13 protein-coding genes and 1 pseudogene are annotated in these 17,647 nt (G+C 62.9%); 7 read left to right on the top strand and 7 right to left on the bottom strand.

Translation table 11 applies throughout. The features are described 5' to 3' along the window. Positions 1 to 187, bottom strand: a 187-nt coding sequence (locus ACFFII_RS14735; RefSeq protein ID WP_377699629.1) for a hypothetical protein, incomplete at its 3' end; no start/stop codon positions are given. A gap of 660 nt (positions 188 to 847) precedes the next feature. Then, positions 848 to 1,738: a Hint domain-containing protein gene (locus ACFFII_RS14730; protein WP_377699628.1), complete on the bottom strand. Its 891-nt coding sequence runs from the start codon at positions 1,736 to 1,738 to the stop codon at positions 848 to 850. 671 nt (positions 1,739 to 2,409) lie between these two features. Here ACFFII_RS14730 and ACFFII_RS14725 point away from each other — a divergent pair. Beyond that, complete coding sequence (locus tag ACFFII_RS14725; protein ID WP_377699627.1) at positions 2,410 to 4,302, top strand: hypothetical protein; 1,893 nt, start codon at positions 2,410 to 2,412, stop codon at positions 4,300 to 4,302. 361 nt (positions 4,303 to 4,663) lie between these two features. After that, entirely contained in the window at positions 4,664 to 5,260 is a 597-nt protein-coding gene (locus ACFFII_RS14720) for a recombinase family protein (RefSeq protein WP_377699626.1), read from the top strand. 179 nt (positions 5,261 to 5,439) lie between these two features. Here the strand turns inward: ACFFII_RS14720 and ACFFII_RS14715 are convergent. Next, positions 5,440 to 5,571 (bottom strand): annotated as a pseudogene (locus tag ACFFII_RS14715) (IS3 family transposase); the annotation flags it as partial. A 224-nt stretch (positions 5,572 to 5,795) separates the two neighbouring features. Between ACFFII_RS14715 and ACFFII_RS14710 the strand changes: the two are divergent. From ACFFII_RS14710 to ACFFII_RS14700, 3 genes are all read left to right on the top strand, one after another. Beyond that, on the top strand, positions 5,796 to 7,331 hold the full coding sequence (locus tag ACFFII_RS14710; RefSeq protein ID WP_377699625.1) for a lipopolysaccharide biosynthesis protein: 1,536 nt from the start codon (positions 5,796 to 5,798) through the stop codon (positions 7,329 to 7,331). 61 nt (positions 7,332 to 7,392) lie between these two features. Beyond that, entirely contained in the window at positions 7,393 to 8,346 is a 954-nt protein-coding gene (locus ACFFII_RS14705) for a hypothetical protein (RefSeq protein WP_377699624.1), read from the top strand. A gap of 16 nt (positions 8,347 to 8,362) precedes the next feature. Next, positions 8,363 to 9,454 (top strand): glycosyltransferase, encoded by a 1,092-nt coding sequence (locus ACFFII_RS14700; RefSeq protein WP_377699623.1) that lies wholly within the window; start codon positions 8,363 to 8,365, stop codon positions 9,452 to 9,454. A gap of 629 nt (positions 9,455 to 10,083) precedes the next feature. Here the strand turns inward: ACFFII_RS14700 and ACFFII_RS14695 are convergent. From ACFFII_RS14695 to ACFFII_RS14685, 3 genes are all read right to left on the bottom strand, one after another. Beyond that, positions 10,084 to 11,226: a glycosyltransferase family 2 protein gene (locus tag ACFFII_RS14695; RefSeq protein ID WP_377699622.1), complete on the bottom strand. Its 1,143-nt coding sequence runs from the start codon at positions 11,224 to 11,226 to the stop codon at positions 10,084 to 10,086. Between the two features lie 51 nt (positions 11,227 to 11,277). Further along, positions 11,278 to 12,135 carry a glycosyltransferase family protein gene (locus tag ACFFII_RS14690; RefSeq protein WP_377699621.1) on the bottom strand — a complete coding sequence of 286 codons (858 nt, stop codon included), beginning with the start codon at positions 12,133 to 12,135 and terminating at the stop codon, positions 11,278 to 11,280. Between the two features lie 546 nt (positions 12,136 to 12,681). Further along, complete coding sequence (locus ACFFII_RS14685; protein ID WP_377699620.1) at positions 12,682 to 13,662, bottom strand: glycosyltransferase family 2 protein; 981 nt, start codon at positions 13,660 to 13,662, stop codon at positions 12,682 to 12,684. 587 nt (positions 13,663 to 14,249) lie between these two features. Between ACFFII_RS14685 and ACFFII_RS14680 the strand changes: the two genes are divergently transcribed. Together ACFFII_RS14680 and ACFFII_RS14675 are read left to right on the top strand one after the other, a co-directional pair. Then, positions 14,250 to 15,278 carry a replication initiator protein A gene (locus tag ACFFII_RS14680; RefSeq protein ID WP_377699619.1) on the top strand — a complete coding sequence of 343 codons (1,029 nt, stop codon included), beginning with the start codon at positions 14,250 to 14,252 and terminating at the stop codon, positions 15,276 to 15,278. A gap of 80 nt (positions 15,279 to 15,358) precedes the next feature. Beyond that, the gene (locus ACFFII_RS14675) at positions 15,359 to 16,471 is read left to right on the top strand and encodes a nucleotidyltransferase family protein (protein ID WP_377699618.1); all 1,113 of its coding nucleotides are present in this window, start codon (positions 15,359 to 15,361) and stop codon (positions 16,469 to 16,471) included. Here ACFFII_RS14675 and ACFFII_RS14670 read toward each other — a convergent pair. Then, positions 16,460 to 17,578: a glycosyltransferase family 2 protein gene (locus tag ACFFII_RS14670; RefSeq protein WP_377699617.1), complete on the bottom strand. Its 1,119-nt coding sequence runs from the start codon at positions 17,576 to 17,578 to the stop codon at positions 16,460 to 16,462. The genes ACFFII_RS14675 and ACFFII_RS14670 overlap by 12 nt on opposite strands. Positions 17,579 to 17,647: the final 69 nt, after the last annotated feature.

Raw genomic sequence — 17,647 nt, 5'->3', positions numbered from 1 at the left:
TGATCTTCTTCAGCACGGCCGCGTTCGAGCCCTGCGCCACCCGCCACAGGTTGCACGCGCGCGCTGAGAAGAGCGATCCCCCTGTCTTGCCCCGGCCGGCCTTGCCGAACTCCGTGTTCCGGAACCGCCCGCCGCCGCCCCGGCCGAGGCGGATCTCCCCGATCAGATCGCCCGCAAGATCAGCCATGCCCGGTCTCGAGGAAGGTCCAGAGCGGGCGGAGAGCCGTGTCGCGCTCGGAGAGGGGGAGGTTCTGACGCGTCACGGGCACCCTGCATCGCGTTTGTAAACATTCGGCAGTTCCTGCCAATCAATCCTTCTCCCATTCTCCCCACCCGTCAACCGGGCATCTCCCGAGCGGGCAGGGAACCAGGATCCCGGAAAGGCACAGCTGAAAGCCTGCTCAGCCTCACTCCATCAGAAGGGCGACGCAGCAGACCGGCCGCACTGCGATGTGACAGCGCAACCCTGCGCACCTGTGACTGCACCGTGCTCTGACAAGCATTCCCCTATGTGACGCATCAGACCGTCATCCCTGAGGGGCAACTCCGTAACAGCGTGACCAAGTGACAAGGCGACGAGGTGACAAGGCGCAGCTGTGCCAAGGCACCAGAGTGAGGCAGGGCCTCTCCGTGGCGCTCCCGCGGCATGAAAAGGCCGGCTGTCCGCACAAGATGCCGCGCCGCGCCGGCAGACGCTTGCGCCTGTGATCACAGCTCCTGCAGCTGCCAGTCCGTGATGCACCCCCTGTGGAGGCCCGGAGAGCCCTCTGGCTCGAAACCCTGCTTCAGGAAGGACGCGTTTTCAGGGAACAGACCAGTGCCATCCCCAGCGGACATGCAGCCTTGGTCACGCCGCAGTCCGCATGGCGCTGTCCTTGAGACCCACCCGGACCGGAGCAACCGGATCGGCAGCATGGCGGTCCACCAGGTCAGGAAACTTCCTGGCCAGCTTCAGGTCCGCTGTCATGCAAAGGCTTTCCGCCCGGAGGACAGGCGCCTCGGCCTCGGCCTTCGCGAACAGCCAGCTGTGATCTGCGACCAGGATGTGGAAATAGCTGCCGCCATCGATTGGCGACCGAGCCGTGCTCAGCCTGCAGGCCGGAACAATGATCTCCCCGGCTGCCACGCCGTGATTGGGCGACAGGCGCACCCCTTCGACAACAAAGGGGCGGTCGCGATAGTCCACGGGCCGCCAGGACTCGACCGCCAGAATTGTCTGGAGGCCTCGGGAGGTGACGATCCGCTCTCCCGCCTCGATCATCTGAACAGGTACCCAGCCGCGCTCGAGCTGGATCAGGGTGTCCTCCCCGAAGCAGGGTCCACCGTAATCCCCGGGCAAGGGGGTCAGCCCATTGTCTCCCCGATCCGCACGCCCGAGCAGGGCAAAAAGAAACAACGGAACAAGTGCCATCCACCAGTTGGGTGACGTGCCTGCCGTCGCGACGGGTGCGGCGGGAGCCAGTTCGAGGATGGGTGCGACATAGCCCCCCGCCAGCGCGGACCCGCCCCACAGGGCGCCCCAGAGCGCGGCTGCAAGCCCCGCAGGCCAGTGGCGACGGGCCCTTTGACGATCTTGGGCAGGGACCAGGTGGTCTTCAGAGGAGGAGAGAGCAGGCGTAGCATCGCTGCTGAAATGACCACGGTTCGACAGGATGAAATTTCTCCCCATCGTCGAAACGATGTTGATCTTTGAAAACGCCCTGAAACGTCGAGCCCTTACAGTCATGGCGTATTCCATCCTCAATGCTCGTGCCTGAGGTGTAGAAAATAGAACCTGACCTGATTTCCAACCTGTCTATTTGGGCATCTATTTGAAACAGACTATCCTCTGAGTTGCATTTCACCTCCGGTTGATGCCTTCAGCCAAACCCAGCTGGTCCGTCTGGACAGGCCGACACTGGTACGAGGAGTGGGCCCATTCGCTTTTCAGGCGAGCGTTTCAAAATCATGATAGCAAAAGTTGAAACAGAGCGGCTTGTTTTGAGGAAGGACGATTCAGACTGGAGGCTTCGACAAGGCTGCGTCCAGGCCAGGCGGCGAGAAAGTCGGTGGAGGGCCTGAACGGAAGAGGAGCAGGAGTTCCGAGCCGGCCTATGTCCCCTGAGGGCGTCCTTAAGGAGGCCCCCTTGAGAACACTTAGCGATGAGATGATCACGCCAGATAGCCGATGTCTGGATTGAAGAAATATCCCTCAGGCAATCCTTATGCCGGCCGGAGATCAGGCATCGGTGAGAAAGCCCGAGGAGAAGGGGCGCCGATCCCCTTGGCATGTGAGTCGACCGAAGAAGCAGCTCGGTCATGCCAAACGCAAGCATTTGGCATAACTAGAGCACAGTTCCTTATGGTATGATTGCGGAACGACTCGACAACCTTAAGGACATGTTCAGATTCCCAGAAAAGGTGGGGTCAATGCGTATTTTTCACGTAGCAGCAATGTTGTCCGTTCTTCCCGTCGCAGCGATCGCGCAAGAAGCCGCGACGGCTGACCCCCCGGCCGCCTCGGCGGCTTATATCGGGGTAAACGGCCTTCCGGCCTGCCCTGCAGGGTCCAATGCCGACAGGATCAACAAGGGAGAGGATCTCGGCGACATCACCTTCGAAGGACGCACCTTTGACGTGCAATGGCCGAGCTGTCCCAAATGCATCTCGCATGCGCTGATGATCACCGATCCCAGTGTCGTCGACGCGCCGGTGACGGAATGGAGCCTGCGCCATCTTCTTAACGAGATCACCGGGGCCGCGGGGCCCGGCGACGCCATCCAGACCGTGATCGGTTCAATGCGCGTCGATCAGGTCATCCATGGCTTCGATGTCCCCATGCGCCCGGATGTCGAAAAGATCATTGTTCAGCCCTGGATAGCTGCCGCGGGCGTGACAAGTTTTTCCGGGCTGGTGGATCGGCTGAACGGCCAGGACGGAGCCGCCGAAGCCGATGCCGCCTGGAACGCAGCGCCGTTCCGGCTACTCTCCATCGGCTATCGCCCGGACCTGCTTAACGGCAACTTTGCAGAAAAGCGGGTCCTCAGCGGCGGGGAAGGCCGCTTCATCTTCCAGGCGGTAACCCAGGATGGCCAGTTCGTGCCGATGCTGCTCATCTTCGAATACGAGCTGCCGGCCACCCGTCCCGAGGAAGCGATCGCCTGGGCTGAGAAGTTCCACAATCTGACAACCCAGGACTTCGGCGAGGCCTACAACACCGCCCTGCGCGAGGTCACCATGGGCTTCACCGATCGCAACGTGAGCTTTGCACGTCCCAACAACAACATGCTGAGCCAGCTGCGCACCAACGAGCTGGCCGGGCCGCCCACGGGGCCGGACCAGTGGGAACTGCGCGAATTCCGGATCACCCATGCCGGCCGCCTCGAGCCCGCAACGGTGCAGATGAACCCCGACATCAGCTACAACTCCGACGACGCGCGGAAGGCCGAGCTTGTCAAATACATCCTGGGACCGGAGTTTATCGGCAGCTTCCCGCAGACGACGATTCCCTGGTCGCACAACGGCGCCCCCTTCCTCGCGGGCAGCTCGATCACGCCAGCCGGCTTCGTTTTCGGTCCTCCGCCTTCCGCCCCCGGAGAGCGGCCGCCACGCGTCGACACCTGGCTGGCGGGCGAGGTGGAGGAGGCCCCGAGGGGCGAGGATTACGCCGCGGAGATCCCCACCGAGGCCTCGCCTGTTCTCACGGAAGCCATACGCCACCGCTTTGCCAGCACGACCTGCAATGGCTGCCATGGCGGCGACGCGATCCGCGCGGTTGGACTGAGCGACAAGACCGGAGAGGAAGCAGAGATCGAGAACCGGGCGATTGCAAGCAAGCTGGTGCCCCACGGCTACTTCCTGACCGGCTTCACCCATGTGGACGCCAGGGCCGACCGTCCCGGGCACCAGGGCGGCTCCATCATGTCCGAGTTCATGTGCGAGTCCGACCTCGTGGCCCGCGCGGCCGTTCTGCGCGGCCTCATCGATGCTGGCACACCCGAGGCGATGCGGGTCGCGGAAAACGCCGCGCAGATTCTGGCCGAAGAGCCGCAGGAAGCGCAGCAGCCTGTGGGGGCAAGCGCACTCGAGATGTCGCTCTTTGCCCAGGAAGAGTTCAAGGCAGCAGCCGATGCCGTCATGGCGGCCGAGGCCCCCGCGTCCGCAGAGGCTGACGTCGCGGCGACAGCGGGACAGCCGACCGGGACAGATGAAGCGGTGCCAGCCGGCGATACCGCGGAACAGCCCCGGGCCGTGGAAGACGTGGTCCAGACGATAACGCTCGGAACCTCCATCATCTACCGCAACCAGGCCCGTCCGCACTGAGCCGAGTCGGGTGCAAGGCATTCCGGAGCGAAAACGCTGGAGATCCCGCCGCCCAGGGGATCGCCAGCGTCATTGTCGATGCGGCCCTCCACAGCCAGAGGGCACGACAAGGCCCTTCCTGCATCAAGGCGCTTCGGGCGGGATCGGGCGGACACCGCCCCGAACCCGCCTTGAGCGCTCGTCGGGCAACAGGCAACGGTGCTCTCGAAAGGGCTGACCATTGCCGCCTGGACTGTCCTTAAGGGGATCGTCCAGCGGGCAGCACGGGCTGCATCGGCCGCCCCTTGCCATCGCAGGCAAAAGCCTGTCTCAAACGGATGGTACGATGACCGTCTCACTCGGGGGAGGCCTTGCGGACAATATGGCCAGCGCCTTTATCGGTTATGCCCGCTGCTCGACCGACAAGCAGGACCTCACCGCGCAGCGGGCGGCGCTGGAGGCCCTGGGGGTCGCCCCCGACCGGGTCTATGTCGACCATGGCCTCTCGGGAACCAGCCGCGCCCGTCCGGGCCTAGACCAGGCGCTGGCAGCGGTCAGGGCAGGGGACACGCTCGTAGTCCCCAAGCTCGACCGCCTCGCGCGATCGGTCCCCGACGCCCGTGCCATTGCCGACCAGCTCCTCGCACGCGGCGTGCGTCTCCAGCTTGGGGCCAGCGTCCATGATCCGCATGATCCCATAGGTCGGATGTTCTTCAACATCCTCGCCACCTTTGCCGAGTTCGAGGCCGACCTGATCCGCATGCGCACCCGCGAGGGCATGGCCCTGGCCCGCGCACGCGGCCGCCTGCGGGGCAAGCAGCCCAAGCTCTCCGACCGGCAGCAGAAAGAACTGCGCCGGATGCACGACAGCGGGGACTATTCGATCAGCGATCTCGCCGAGCTGTTCTCCGTCTCGCGGCCAACGGTCTATCGCACGCTCAAGCGGCAGCCAGCGGTGTCGAATGGGCCCGCTAAGTGATAAGAGTGCATAAGAGCAGCGTCTCTGATCGACTCGCGAGCGAATGTTCTGTCCTTCACCTACCAGTTGCGTGGAACCGGTTGGACGAGCGCTGGACTCGGATGCGTTCCGCATGTTCCGACTTTCTGGCCCAGGAGCGCCGCCTGATCGCTCTTCAAGCTGCCATACTCCTTGCGCTACCAGTAGTAGGTGAACTGGGTCACGCCGATCGAGCGCATCGCTTCGGCCTGAGATTGGCTTTGTGACACCAGCATGTCCACTAGCCGGAGCTTGACAACGATCTCTTCGGGTTTGTGCTTCTGCTGGGATATTCTTTCCTCCACTTGGCTTGAAAGCCTACTTTATTCAGAGGTCAGACTACTCAGGCCTGCTACGCAGCCTGCCACTTGCGCCGGCGAGGCTGCCTAACCCGCCCGGCGTGCTGCAGCAGATAGAAGAACAATCCCGTTGGCGTTCAAGCGTCAGATGACCTAAACAAGCATTTTGGACGGTTCTGTAGATGGCAGGCCTGTTAGTAGTAGGAATACACAGCACAATGAGCAATAGAAGCCTAGTCGTGAAAGGCGCGGCCTGGATTGCCTTGGCCCGGCTCTTCGTAATACTCATTGGCTTGGCAAGCACGCTCATTCTTGCGCGCCTCTTGACCCCAGAGGATTTTGGCTTGGTCGCGATCGCTGGGGCGGTGGCGGCGGTGATTGGGTCCATTACCGAACTCTCGTTGGCGCAGGCCCTTATTCAACACGACGATCCTCAAGACTACCATTACGACACAGCTTGGACCCTCAATAATATCCGGGCAATTCTTTTGAGCGTGCTTATCGGCACAAGTGCTCCGTTCATTGCGTCTGCCTATGGTGACCCCCGCCTGCTTTCGATTCTTCTTTTTATGGCGGCAATGACCCTCATTGATGGCCTGCAGAGCCCCCGATTGGTCGGGTTCCAGAGAAATCTAGTGTTTTGGCAGGAATTCGTCCTCAGCGTGTCAGAGAAGATAGCTGGAATTGTCGTCGGAGTGATAGTCGCCATCATCTTCCAAAATTACTGGGCCTTAATCTTCGGTTCAGCTGCAACCCGGATCTTCAGGATCATTGCGTCCTATTTTCTTGCCCCCTATCATCCGAGAGTAGGCCTCCAAGGCCACCGGGAATTACTTTCATTCTCGGTCTGGCTGACATTCAGCAAGACGATACAGATGATAAATTGGCGCGCCGATCCCCTGATTCTTGGGGCTGCGATCCAGCCCGTAATTCTTGGCCAGTACTCCATGTCAGACAACTTAGCTGGAATGCCGATCCGCGAGGGGTTGGGACCCATCCGGCAGACGCTGTTTCCTGCATTTTCGCGCATCAAGAACGATATGGGTCGACTGAACGCCGCCTATCTACGCGTACAGGGCCTGTTGTGCCTTCTGGCCCTTCCGATAGGAGCGGGCTTTGCCGCCGTTGCGCAGCCGGCAGTGCATCTGTTGCTCGGGGAAGCGTGGCTTCCCGCCGTTCCAATGATTCAGGCGCTTGCACTAATCATGGCCTTCGAAGCCTGCGAAGGCTATCAGCCGCTTGCCATGGCCCTAGGCCGTACGCGGGCGATGTTCGGGCGCGAATTGCGCGCCGTTTCCATCCGTCTGCCCCTTCTGATTGCGGGAGCGGTAGCGGGTTGGCAGGTTGGGGGGGAATTCTCTACTGTTATGGGAGCTATCGGGGGCCGAGGTATGGCAGCGCTGATCAACGTGACCTGGAACATGATTCTTATTCGGAAGATGACGGGAATTACTCTTGGCTGCCAGGTATTCGTCATCATGCGGCCACTGGCTGCGTCGGCTGCCATGTTTGCGCTGCTTGCGTATGTTCTTAGCCCGTATCTGCTTCAGGATCTCGATGCACCAATCCTATTGACACTTGTGCTGATGATTCTGGCAGGTATCGTCACATATGTCACGATGATCTTTCTCGCATGGCTTCTTAGCGGCATGCCAAGCTCGTCAGAAATGGAAATTATTAAATTTTTTGATAGATTGGGAGTTTTTTTTCGCAAAAATTTACAAAAGGACAAGCGAGCAGGAGACGGGACGTGATCGGAGCTCTTCCAACTCCATCGACCGGCTTTCCGCACGACCTCTCTCGTAAATACAGCCGATGAACAATTTTTTCAGAAACCAACATAGAGAGCGTGGCATCATGGAAGACCTCGGGCAGATCGGCTTTATCACCATGGCCTTTGGCGCGGACAAGTATTTTCACCAAGCCGAATCACTGGCGCGCTCTTTACGGCGACATATGCCCGGGTTTCAGATTGCCATTGTAACCGATCGGAAAGAGGTCGGGGCACTTTTTGACATCTGCATCCCGATCGACCCGTTCGAGATTGCCGGAACCCTCATGAAAGCGGATCTTTACAGGTATTCCCCCTTTGAAGAAACCTTTTTTATCGATGCCGATTGCATCGTTGCCAAGCCGTTTCACGACCAGCTGAGAAGGATCAGGCAGTTCGATTTCACTCCCGTTGTGAATAAGTTCCTTTCGGAGGGAGATACGGATCTGTGGATCAGGGATGTCGGGCAGGCGATCAGGATCTTGAACGGCACTCCGTTTCCCAAGTTCAATGGGGGCGTGTACTTCTATCGTCGAGGCTCGTATGCCCAGAAGGTCTTTTCCACCGCCCATTCGATAAACAAGCGGACTGACGAGTTGGGCATCCTTGATTTCGACAAGTCGGGACCGGGGGAGGAAACGCTTCTCGGTCTCGCGCTTTCTCAGATGCGGGCGACCCAGTTCTACGATGACGGCGGACAACTCATGCGGACTCCGCTGAACTCGCAAGGACCCATTCACCTCGACGTCATCAAGGGGACGTGCAGTTTCATCAAGGAGGGCCGGTATGTCTCCCCTGCGATATGCCATTTCTGCGGCGAATGGTTCGATCATCCGGCCTATCTCGTTGCCCAGGAGGAGCTGCTGGCCGACCGCAGTCTCGGCCGCGCCAGAAAATATCGCCTATGGACGTCGTACTGGACAAGGCGATTGAAGGCGCGTGCCATTCGCAAGCTGAACAGGATCCTGACCCCAAGTCCGCAACACGCATCTTGGTGAAATCGAGGTCGCGTCCGTGAAGATACTGTTCGTAAACACGCACTACTACATGCCGCAATCCCATGGCGGTATGGCGAACACATTGCATCAATTGTGCCTGAACCTTCGGTCCCAAGGACATGAGACGGTCGTCCTGTCGGGGTTTCGCAGGGGTGCGGACGTGTTGAGCCTGCGGAGCAGATTAGAGATGGCCGCACGCAAGCGGCTTTCTGGGATAGCAGCGTCCCGGGATATGCGCCTGTCCTATCCTGTGTGGCGATCATGGGCTCCACAAGACGTTCTGGCGCGCGTTGCCAAGGCAGAGCGGCCCGACATCATCGTGGTGATGGGCGGTGCTGTCGTCCCGGTCGTGCGTCGCGCAAGGTCGACGGGAATTCCTATTCTTATCCAGGTCCACGATGTGGAGGAGGAATGGCACAAGGGAGATTTCCGCGAGGTCATCGACCTTCCCCTCATCGCCAATTCGCGGTTCACAGCAGAGGTTTATCGCAACCGCTACAGCGCGGACGCGCAGGTGATTTATCCCTATATGCCCTTGGCCCAATATAAGGTTGTGAGCAGCAGGCAAAGAGTGGTTCTGATCAATCCCCTCCTGCGGAAGGGGCTGCGCAAGGCACATGCAGTTGCCGAGCTCTGTCCTCACATACCGTTCACCTTCGTCGGCAATCTTCCCGAGGTGGATGAGCAGGGGGAAGCTCTTGATCACGAGCAGTTCGCCCTGCCAAACCTCATCCTTCAACCGTTTTGCTCAAACATGAGAGAGATATACCGGGAATGCCGGATCCTGCTTGTGCCGAGCCAATGGGAGGAGGCTTATGGACGTGTTATCAACGAAGCCCAAATCAGCGGGATTCCTGTTCTGGCATCAACGCGCGGCGGCATCCCGGAGGCCGTTGGTGAAGGAGGCCTGCTTCTGGATGCCGACGCACCTGCGGAGTCTTGGGCAGATGCGCTAAACAAAATGTACAGTGACAACGAGCTGTACGACCGGCTGAGTAAATTGGCGATTTTTTCCGCGATGCGTCCCGAGCTGGACCCAAAAAAGCAGACGGAGGCCCAGATCGACGCAATGGAAAGAGCAATTACTGTCTTCAGATCTGCGTCTTGATATCGGGCAGCCGGATGTACACTGGCGCAGAGCTGATGGTGCCGTGGAGTGCCATTCTTCAGGACCGCGTTCGCGATGGTGATCAGTTGTCTGGCGATCGTGCCGATGACCAGCCGGTCAGGCTGCTTCCGGCGATTGGGGATGGCGTGATGCTGCCTGCCTGCCCCGGAGACAAGGATCTGCGGCTCAGAGCGGCACCAGCAGGCCCGCACGCGCCCTGGGTTCTCCGTGGGACATGTCGCCAACGGCGTAGCCAGCACTAGGTTCGTGGCCAGCAACGCGCTGATGTAATGTTGATCCAGAAGAGGGAGTTCACCTCGGAGGCAATGCGCTTCTTGTGGACGACCGCCTGCGTCAGCCTCAAGTCCTGAGAACAGTTAGACAAAGCCCATGACAGGGCGCCATGGCGACGATCCCGAAACTCTCGAGCGCCAGAAGGCGTGACAGGACGATGAGGGAGACAAACTGGCAGGCAAGCCTGACACCCTGTGCGTCGCCGGTCATCAGTGCCTCGCACCCTACTGACCTGCCAGGCGCTCCAAGGGGCGGATCGCGCGTGCCGGTTACTGTTGCGGCGGTGTCGCAGGAAATCCTGCAGGACGCAAAGCCGCCGCCCGCATCCACCTAATTCATCGTGCCAGCAGGAAACGAACTCCTTGCGCAGCACGACGCCAGTCGCCCGCCCGGACTGCTGCCCGAACATGCCAGCGCGAGGCTTGACGAAGAGTTGCAGCCATCTCGGGGCCGGGTGAGGTCATGCGCGACAGCGCAACCAAGCCCCGGCGGACATCTACGTCCGCGAGAAGCTCGGGCGCCCCCAAGGCCGAGTTCGGGCTGCGCGCCAGCATCTCGCGCTCGAGCTCTGCCAGCGGTGTGGAATTCATGGCCGCGGCCTCCTGCCAAGCCGCGATTGCCTCAGGCCACATGCGCTGGCGCGCCAAGACACAGCCGCGTTTCACGCGAGCGGCACGGCGCCGCAGGGCAGGGGGCAATTTCTCAAGATCCTTGGCGGCGAGCAGTTCCTCGTCGGCAAGATCGTCAAGCAGGGGAAGGAAGATCCGCCGGTTGAAGGCAGCCCATCTCTCGGCGTTCTCGGTGGCAGCAAAACCATCTGTCGCCGAGCCGCGCCGACCACTGTGTTCGCGGTGCAAGAAGACAACCTCGGACAGCTGCATCCCACGGTGATAACGGGCGATCCGCAGGATCATCTCGTAATCCTGGGACCGGACCAAGCTGGTATTGAAGGGTCCGGCCGCGTCATAGATACACTTGCGCACCATCAGGCCGGGCTGGAAGACATGACAGCCTTCCAGCAGGTCGGGGAAGATCTGCTCCGGCGACGAGTCCCGCATGTAGCCGGGTGGGCGGGTGGTCTTCTGCCCAGTGTCTTCATCGATCTCGAAATCGAGGTGACGGCCGGCACAGAAATCTAGGCCTGGCTCGTTCTCGAGCGGTGCAGACAGCGCCTTGCAGGCATGGGGAAGGAGCAGGTCGTCATCGTCCACGATCCAGACCAGATCACCGGTGACGAGCGTAAGGGCAAGGTTCAGGGCAGAGGCCTTGCCCTTGTTCTCGGTCCGCACCACTCTCAGGCCTTGGTATCGCGCCAGAACCGCCGGCGTGTTGTCGGACGAGCCATCGTCGATCACCAATATCTCATCAGGCACCAGCGTCTGTTCCAGAAGGCTCTGGATCGTCTCGCCGATCAGATGGGCGCGGTTGTAGGTGGGAAGAATGACGCTGACACGATGCTTCATGCTATCCTCCGGCATGGTCTTGGCTCCTTGGACCGGAGGAAACCTGAGTCTTTCCGGGCAGGACGCTTAGAGAACAGGTCCATAAGCCTCCTCCATGTTTCGGATCTGCAGGTCGTTGCGGCTGTTGAGCTGGTTTTCATGGAAAAGCCCGACCACCTGCGACCTGGGCCACGCCAGAAGTTCAAAGCCTGAGGAGGTTCGAGCCTGTTCGGTTCCGGCCAGCCGCGCCATCCAGAAGAACCAGATGTCATCGCCATGTGGACACAGCTTCATGAAGGCGTCCTCGTCAGTGACGGTCTCAACAAAGGCGCTTGGCGGATACAGCACCCCGCCCACCCCGGTTGGAAACAGCCGGGTTTCGGGCAAGGGGGCGCACAGGTGGTGGGTGTTCATCTCCCATTCCAGATACGGCGTCAGGCGCCCTGACCCATCCAGCCGTGCGAGATGGGCCCGGGTCGCGATCACCGTCCGGCTGTGGGATGCCGCCTCTCTGACCAAGCCTTCCAGCCAGTCCGGCGGGTAGTAGACGTCATCATCGGCCGTTGCGAACCATGCGCCCGGAAAGGTCTGCAGCGCCGGGATCAGCTTCTTGTAGGAGCGCAGGTCAGCGCAGGTGCGGATTTCCAGCCCGAACTCCTTCAGCGCGACGACATCCTCGGGCAACTGCGGCAAATCGTTCTCGGCCAGCCACAGGATCGTCCGGTCAGCCTGGATCGTCTGGTCCAGAAGGCTGCGAAGCGTAGCCCCCAGCGTCGGGAAACGCGGCGGGTAGGAGGTCAGCGTGACGATCAGCGGTGCCCCAAGCGCATGCGGCTTGCGGTCGGCGAGGTTCGGGAAGCGGGAAACGGCTTTCTCGGCCTGGCGAAGGTGCCTGCGCCGCTGCTGTTCACCAAGCCAGTTCCGTATTCTCCAGACACCTCGCATCAGGACTCCTGTGATCTCAGCCCGACCTTGCCGGGATTGTGCAGTCTTTCCGACCGATGTCTCGAATTAGGCAGAGGGTATCCGGATGGCCCATCCTTCGGTTGTCGCAGTGAAAAGAAGGATCGTCCCGAAGAGGATCATTAGGATTGCAGTCAGGCTCTCAAGAATTTCGCAACAGAACGGACTGCCTGCAATGGAATTCGCATCCCTGTAGTGAAAACTGTACTTCACTCCCATTCGGCTGTGCAGACAAAGCGAAACGGCCAGGAAAACGAGAGAAATACCAGGGGCCGCAAGCGACCAGGATAAGCTTCGCGCCATGCCGTCCCGGGATGAAATCATCAACTGATGCTTGATCATGAAAATTGATAACCTTCTGCAGGGACAAACTGCCCTGCTCCTTACTGGAAACCTATGAGTTCATTTCAAGCGGCAAAATCATGCGCACTGAACCGGCATAATAAGACTGTTTGGTACTATCAAGCTTGCTAAAAAGACAGGTTGCCGCAGACGGATGCAGCATGAAGGCTGCGGCCATCTGCCCCCTCACCCTTCGATCAGCAGCCGCCCGATCCGACTGGGGGGTCTCGACCGCCGCGCTGCCAGCTTGTCCGACAGGATTCCTCGTGCAATCGGGACCAGCGTCGCGGGCCGGCTCAGGGCCGACAGCACCGCCCCCGCCCGTCCGACACGTGCGCGGCGGTCGAGAAAATCGCGCAGCAGGAAGCGCTGGCGCAGCTCGGCCTCATGGGCGCGCAGTGCCGCCCGCGCGTCAGCGTCGAGGCCCGGCAGGGCCAGATGGGCCCGGGCGGCCGCGTGCAGGGCCTTCAGGTCGGCGGTGCGGTGGCGCGAGCTCAGCGAACCCGCGCGCCAGCGGGCGGCATAGCCGACCTGCGCGCTGACACGGAAGCGGGCGCCCTTCTGCAGCACCCGGACGTAAAGATCGTAATCCTCCCCCAAGCGCAGGGCCTCGTCATAGCGCAGCCCATAGGCCTTCAGAAAATCGTGCCGCATGACCGGCTTGAGGAAGCCCCATTCCTGCCGGCTTGCCCCGCGGGCCGAGCGGTTGGCGCGCACGAAGCCTGTCAGGTCGATGTCGATCAGCGCGGGCGTGACCGGGGGCAGGGGCGGCAGCTCGGCCGGCGAGCCTTCTTCGGCCACAAACAGGATGTTGTCGGCCACCATGTCCCAGTCCGGCACCGACAGAAGCCGTGCGAAGCGGCCGGGCAGAAGGAAGTCGTCCGCGTCCAAGACGGCCACGAAGGCCCCTGTGGCGGCTTCCAGCGCCCGGTTTCGGGCCGCGGCCGGCCCCAGGTTCACGGCACAGCGGATCACCCTCAGCCGCCCGTCGTTCCCGCCCGCGGCTTCGGCCGCCGCCACGGTGGCATCGCGCGAGGCATCGTCCACCACGATCACCTCGGCGGTCTCGGGCTCTGCCAGCGCGCTGCGGACGGCATCGCCGATGGTGGCGGCCGCATCATGGGCGGTGATCACCACGGAAACGGAAGGAGTGGAGGGAGGACTCATGCGCCTTTCCGTGGCAAGCCGTGGCGCGAAAGTCCAGCCGTGCCATTTTCCGGATCCCTTCCAGAAAGGTCACTTCATGGCGGGATCACCCTTGCCCAGGCAAGGCCCGCCTTGCTCAACCGCAGTCATCTCGGATGCACAGGCCTGTTCCGCAGCAGCTTTACGCGTCGCGCCTGTTCCTTGAGGGCTCCGCTCCACTGTTCGCTTCAGAAGCCGGGGCCTGACAGATCCCTGATCCAGTCCGGCGGCTTCTTGCCAGAACTCAGGCCGTTGAGCGCCCTGTCGCCCCCTGTTCTCACAAGCAACCTTTTCTGACTTCTCAAGGTCCAGGAAAGCTATCCACAGGGTCGCTGGTGTTAAATAGGTGTTAAACAGGTGTTAAGCGCAGACAAATGTCATTTTTATTATTTTAAATCAAACACTTGAATTGTCTGCGTCTGTGTGAAGTGTCGTTTCTTCATGGGTGAAGTGTCGTTTCTCCATGTGTGAAGTGTCGTTTTTACCCGTTTCATGTGTGAAGTGTCGTTAACCTTGATTCATGGGTAAAGTGTCGTTATGGGTGAAGTGTCGTTTTAGCACGAGGCCATATGAACAGCCCGCTTCTTCCCGACCGCCATCCGCAACGCGATTTCTTTGTCTGCGACATCTTCAACGCCGCTCCCAAGGCCGACGTGGGCTCGATGGAGCATCCGATCTTCTCGCTCTCGACCAAGCCCGACCTCAGGCCCCGCCATTACGAGCACAACGGGCTCTCTATCGACATCAAGCCCTCCTCCGACGGCATGGCCACGGTCCACGACCGCGACATCCTGATCTTCTGCATCAGCCAGCTGATCCGGGCGCTGAACGACGGGCGCGAGGTCAGCCAGGTGGTCCGCTTCCAGGCCTCGGACCTCCTGCGCGCGACCAACCGCATGACCACGGGGCGGGGCTACGGGTTGCTCAAGGCTGCGATGGAGCGGCTGGCGGGCACGCGCATCTCGACCAACGTCACCACCGGGGGCAAGGAGATCTTCGAAACCTTCGGCCTGATCGAAAGCGCCCGCATCGTGCGCGAAACGCGTGACGGGCGGATGCAGGAGATCGAGATCAAGCTGTCGGACTGGGTCTTCAACGCGATCCGCGCGCATGAGGTGCTGACGATCAGCCGCGACTACTTCCGCCTGCGCCGGCCGCTGGAACGGCGGCTCTACGAGCTCGCGCGCAAGCATTGCGGCAACCAGAAGGAATGGGTCGTGGGGCTCGATCTGCTGCAGAAGAAATGCGGCTCCGCCTCGACCAGCTTCGAGTTCCGCCGCCTCGTGGCCAACGTGATCCGCGAGGACATCGCCCATTCCCACATGCCCGACTATTCGATCCGCTTTTCCGAGGACGGCACGCAGGTCGTCTTCCGCAACCGCGGCACCGCGCCTGCGCCCGAGGCCGAAGTTTTCGAGGGGCTGCTGGATCCCGAGGCCTACGAGGAGGCCCGCGCCGCCGCCCCCGGCTGGGACATCCGCCACCTCGAAGGGGAATGGCGCCGCTGGTGCGCGGCCGAGGAGATCGAGCCCAAGCACCCCTCGCGCCACTTCGTCCGCTTCTGCCAGTCCTGGTCCGAAAAGCGCGGACGGCCCTGAGGACACCCAGGGGCGCGGCGATGCGCCGGTTGCCTCGGCCCGGTCGCTCGGGTGAAATGCGGCGCGGCCAGGAGGAGCGGATGGGGTTCAGCGAGGAAACGATCGCGTCGGTCCGGGGGGATTCGCTGCCCGAGATCGACGTCCTGCTGGCGGCCTCGGCTCCCGACGGGGCGGCGGCGGTGCCGGCCGGGGCAGGGCGGGCGCCCGATCCCGACCGGCTGTTCGACATCGCCCGGCTGAACAAGATGCTGGGCCAGCTGCCGGTGAGCCCGGCCGCGCTTCCGCCGGGCTGCGCCGCGCTCGCCCCCCGGCTTCTGCAGGTGCGGCTGCGCATTGCCGCCATGAACCGCAAGGCCATGGCGGTCACGGCCGAGGCTTCGCGCGCCCTTGCCGGGGCCGGGTTGCGCCATGCGGTGATGAAGGGACCGTTCCAGCAGATGGCCGTCCATGGCGATCCCCTCCGGCGGCCCTCGGGCGACCTCGACCTGTTCGTGGCGCCCCGCGACCGCAGGCGCGCGGCGGCGGTCCTGCAGACCTTAGGCTTCACGCCCATGGAGCAGGAACAGGCGCTCTGGTGGATTCCCTTCCTGGGCGAGCAGCATTTCCGTCGCGAAAGCGACGGCGCCGTCATCGACCTGCATCACCGGCTGCAGCAGGCGGGCCTGCCCGATTGGCGCGGCGCGGAAGGCGTGCTGGACCGCGCCGCGACGCAGATCCATGAGGGTGCCGCCATCCCGGTCCTGTCGCCCCCCGATGGCTGCCTGCTGATGGCGGTGACGCTGGCCAAGGCCCTTCTGGCGCATGAGCCCTGCGGCTGGGCCGCGACCGAACTGGCGCATTGGCTGGCCCGCCTGCCCCCGTCCGATCGGCAAAGGCTGGACGGGATCGCGGCCTCGGCCGGGCAGGGGCACACGCTGGCGCTGGGGATCACGCTCGCCCGCGCCTGCCACGACCATCCGGCGCTGGCACAGGGGGCCGGGCCCCTGCGCGACCTGCCCGCCGACCCGGCCGTCCTGCGCGATCTCGTGTTCCAACCCTGGCAGCGCCGGGCCGAGGCGCCGCGCCGGCGGCAGATGCTGCGGATGCTGGCCAAGGGCCGTCCCCATGTGCTGGTGACCGAGGCCGCCCGCGCGGCCCTCTCCCTGCGCGTCCAGAGAGTGGTGGAGCGGCGGACGAAGCCCTCAGCCCGCTAAGGGCCCGGCCGCCTGCGCCAGCCACAGGGCCCAGCCAGGGGCGCCCGGGGGCAGGACACCCGTGGCCGCGATCCAGCCCGCGACGGGGGCAGGGGGGCGCTCCCAGGGCTGTCCGGGCGGCGGCAGATCGGGCAGGGGGCCGAGGGGGGCGGGGGCGCCGGGGACCTGCGCCTCGGCGGCCTTGCGGCGGCGGCGGTCGCGCAGGCTTTCGGCCAGCCTTGCGATCATCGCCGGGTCGGCCAGCCGGGGCAGGGCGCGGGTCCAGCGCCGCGCCTTGAGGTCGGCCACCAGCTGCTCGTAGCGCAGGGCGCGGCGCAACTGGCGGTCCACGGCCGCCGCGGCGGCCTGCGCCTCGGGATCGCTCAGGCGGGGCAGAGCGCGGTGGGCCGCCAGCATGGCCTCGACCGTTCCGACCGACAGCCGGTGCGAGATCGAGCCCGCGTGCCGCCGATAGGCGTAAAGCGGATCGGGCAGCAGAAGGAAGCGCGCGCCCTCGATCAGCAGCCGCAGCACGAGGTCGTAATCCTCGCCGATCCGCAGCCCGGGATCGTAGCGGCGGCTTTCCAGCGCCGCGCGCCGGATCACCGGCTTGAGATAGCCGAAGGCCGGCAGGGCGGGGTCGCCCCCGTTGGCGCGCAGATAGGGCGCCGCCGTCAGCCACATCGGCGCGGCCAGGTCTAGGGGCTGCAGCAGGGTGCGGCCCTGCTCGGCAGGGGCGCCGAAATGCACGAGGTCGTCAGCCACGAGATCGGCCCCCGCGGCCTCTGCTGCGGCGATGAGGCGCGCGAGCCGTTCCGGGTGAATCAGGTCGTCGCTGTCCACAATGGCGATCCAGTCGCCCCGGGCTGCGTCCAGCGCCAGGTTGCGCGTGGCGGCCGGTCCCCCGTTGCGGGCGCTGGCAATGACGCGCACCCGGTCGTCCCCTGCGGCCACCGCCCGCGCGATCGCCACGCTGTCGTCGTCCGAGGCGTCGTCGGCGAGGATCAGCTCCAGCCGCCGCTCGGTCTGCGCGAGGACCGAGCGCATGGCGGCTTCCAGATGCGCGGCGCCCCGGAAGTTCGCCATGATCACCGACACCAGCGGCTTCGACGGATCGGGGGCAGTCATGCGGCTGGTCCCCACGGATTGCACGACATGTGAACGCCTTTCCGTTGACCGACCCGCCCGGGGCTTCCA

It is taken from the genome of Paracoccus niistensis (genome assembly GCF_042432925.1).
Classification (GTDB): domain Bacteria; phylum Pseudomonadota; class Alphaproteobacteria; order Rhodobacterales; family Rhodobacteraceae; genus Paracoccus; species Paracoccus niistensis.
This window is presented reverse-complemented; position numbering and strand designations above follow the sequence as displayed.

What these genes read in the sequence shown, in the direction of transcription:
- ACFFII_RS14695 (WP_377699622.1), bottom strand. Translation starts at nt 11,226, where the DNA reads ATGCCGGAGGATAGCATGAAGCATCGTGTCAGCGTCATTCTTCCCACC.
- ACFFII_RS14710 (WP_377699625.1), top strand. Translation starts at nt 5,796, where the DNA reads ATGAGCAATAGAAGCCTAGTCGTGAAAGGCGCGGCCTGGATTGCCTTG.
- ACFFII_RS14720 (WP_377699626.1), top strand. Translation starts at nt 4,664, where the DNA reads ATGGCCAGCGCCTTTATCGGTTATGCCCGCTGCTCGACCGACAAGCAG.
- ACFFII_RS14685 (WP_377699620.1), bottom strand. Translation starts at nt 13,662, where the DNA reads ATGAGTCCTCCCTCCACTCCTTCCGTTTCCGTGGTGATCACCGCCCAT.
- ACFFII_RS14675 (WP_377699618.1), top strand. Translation starts at nt 15,359, where the DNA reads ATGGGGTTCAGCGAGGAAACGATCGCGTCGGTCCGGGGGGATTCGCTG.
- ACFFII_RS14705 (WP_377699624.1), top strand. Translation starts at nt 7,393, where the DNA reads ATGAACAATTTTTTCAGAAACCAACATAGAGAGCGTGGCATCATGGAA.
- ACFFII_RS14690 (WP_377699621.1), bottom strand. Translation starts at nt 12,135, where the DNA reads ATGCGAGGTGTCTGGAGAATACGGAACTGGCTTGGTGAACAGCAGCGG.
- ACFFII_RS14680 (WP_377699619.1), top strand. Translation starts at nt 14,250, where the DNA reads ATGAACAGCCCGCTTCTTCCCGACCGCCATCCGCAACGCGATTTCTTT.
- ACFFII_RS14730 (WP_377699628.1), bottom strand. Translation starts at nt 1,738, where the DNA reads ATGGAATACGCCATGACTGTAAGGGCTCGACGTTTCAGGGCGTTTTCA.
- ACFFII_RS14670 (WP_377699617.1), bottom strand. Translation starts at nt 17,578, where the DNA reads ATGACTGCCCCCGATCCGTCGAAGCCGCTGGTGTCGGTGATCATGGCG.
- ACFFII_RS14725 (WP_377699627.1), top strand. Translation starts at nt 2,410, where the DNA reads ATGCGTATTTTTCACGTAGCAGCAATGTTGTCCGTTCTTCCCGTCGCA.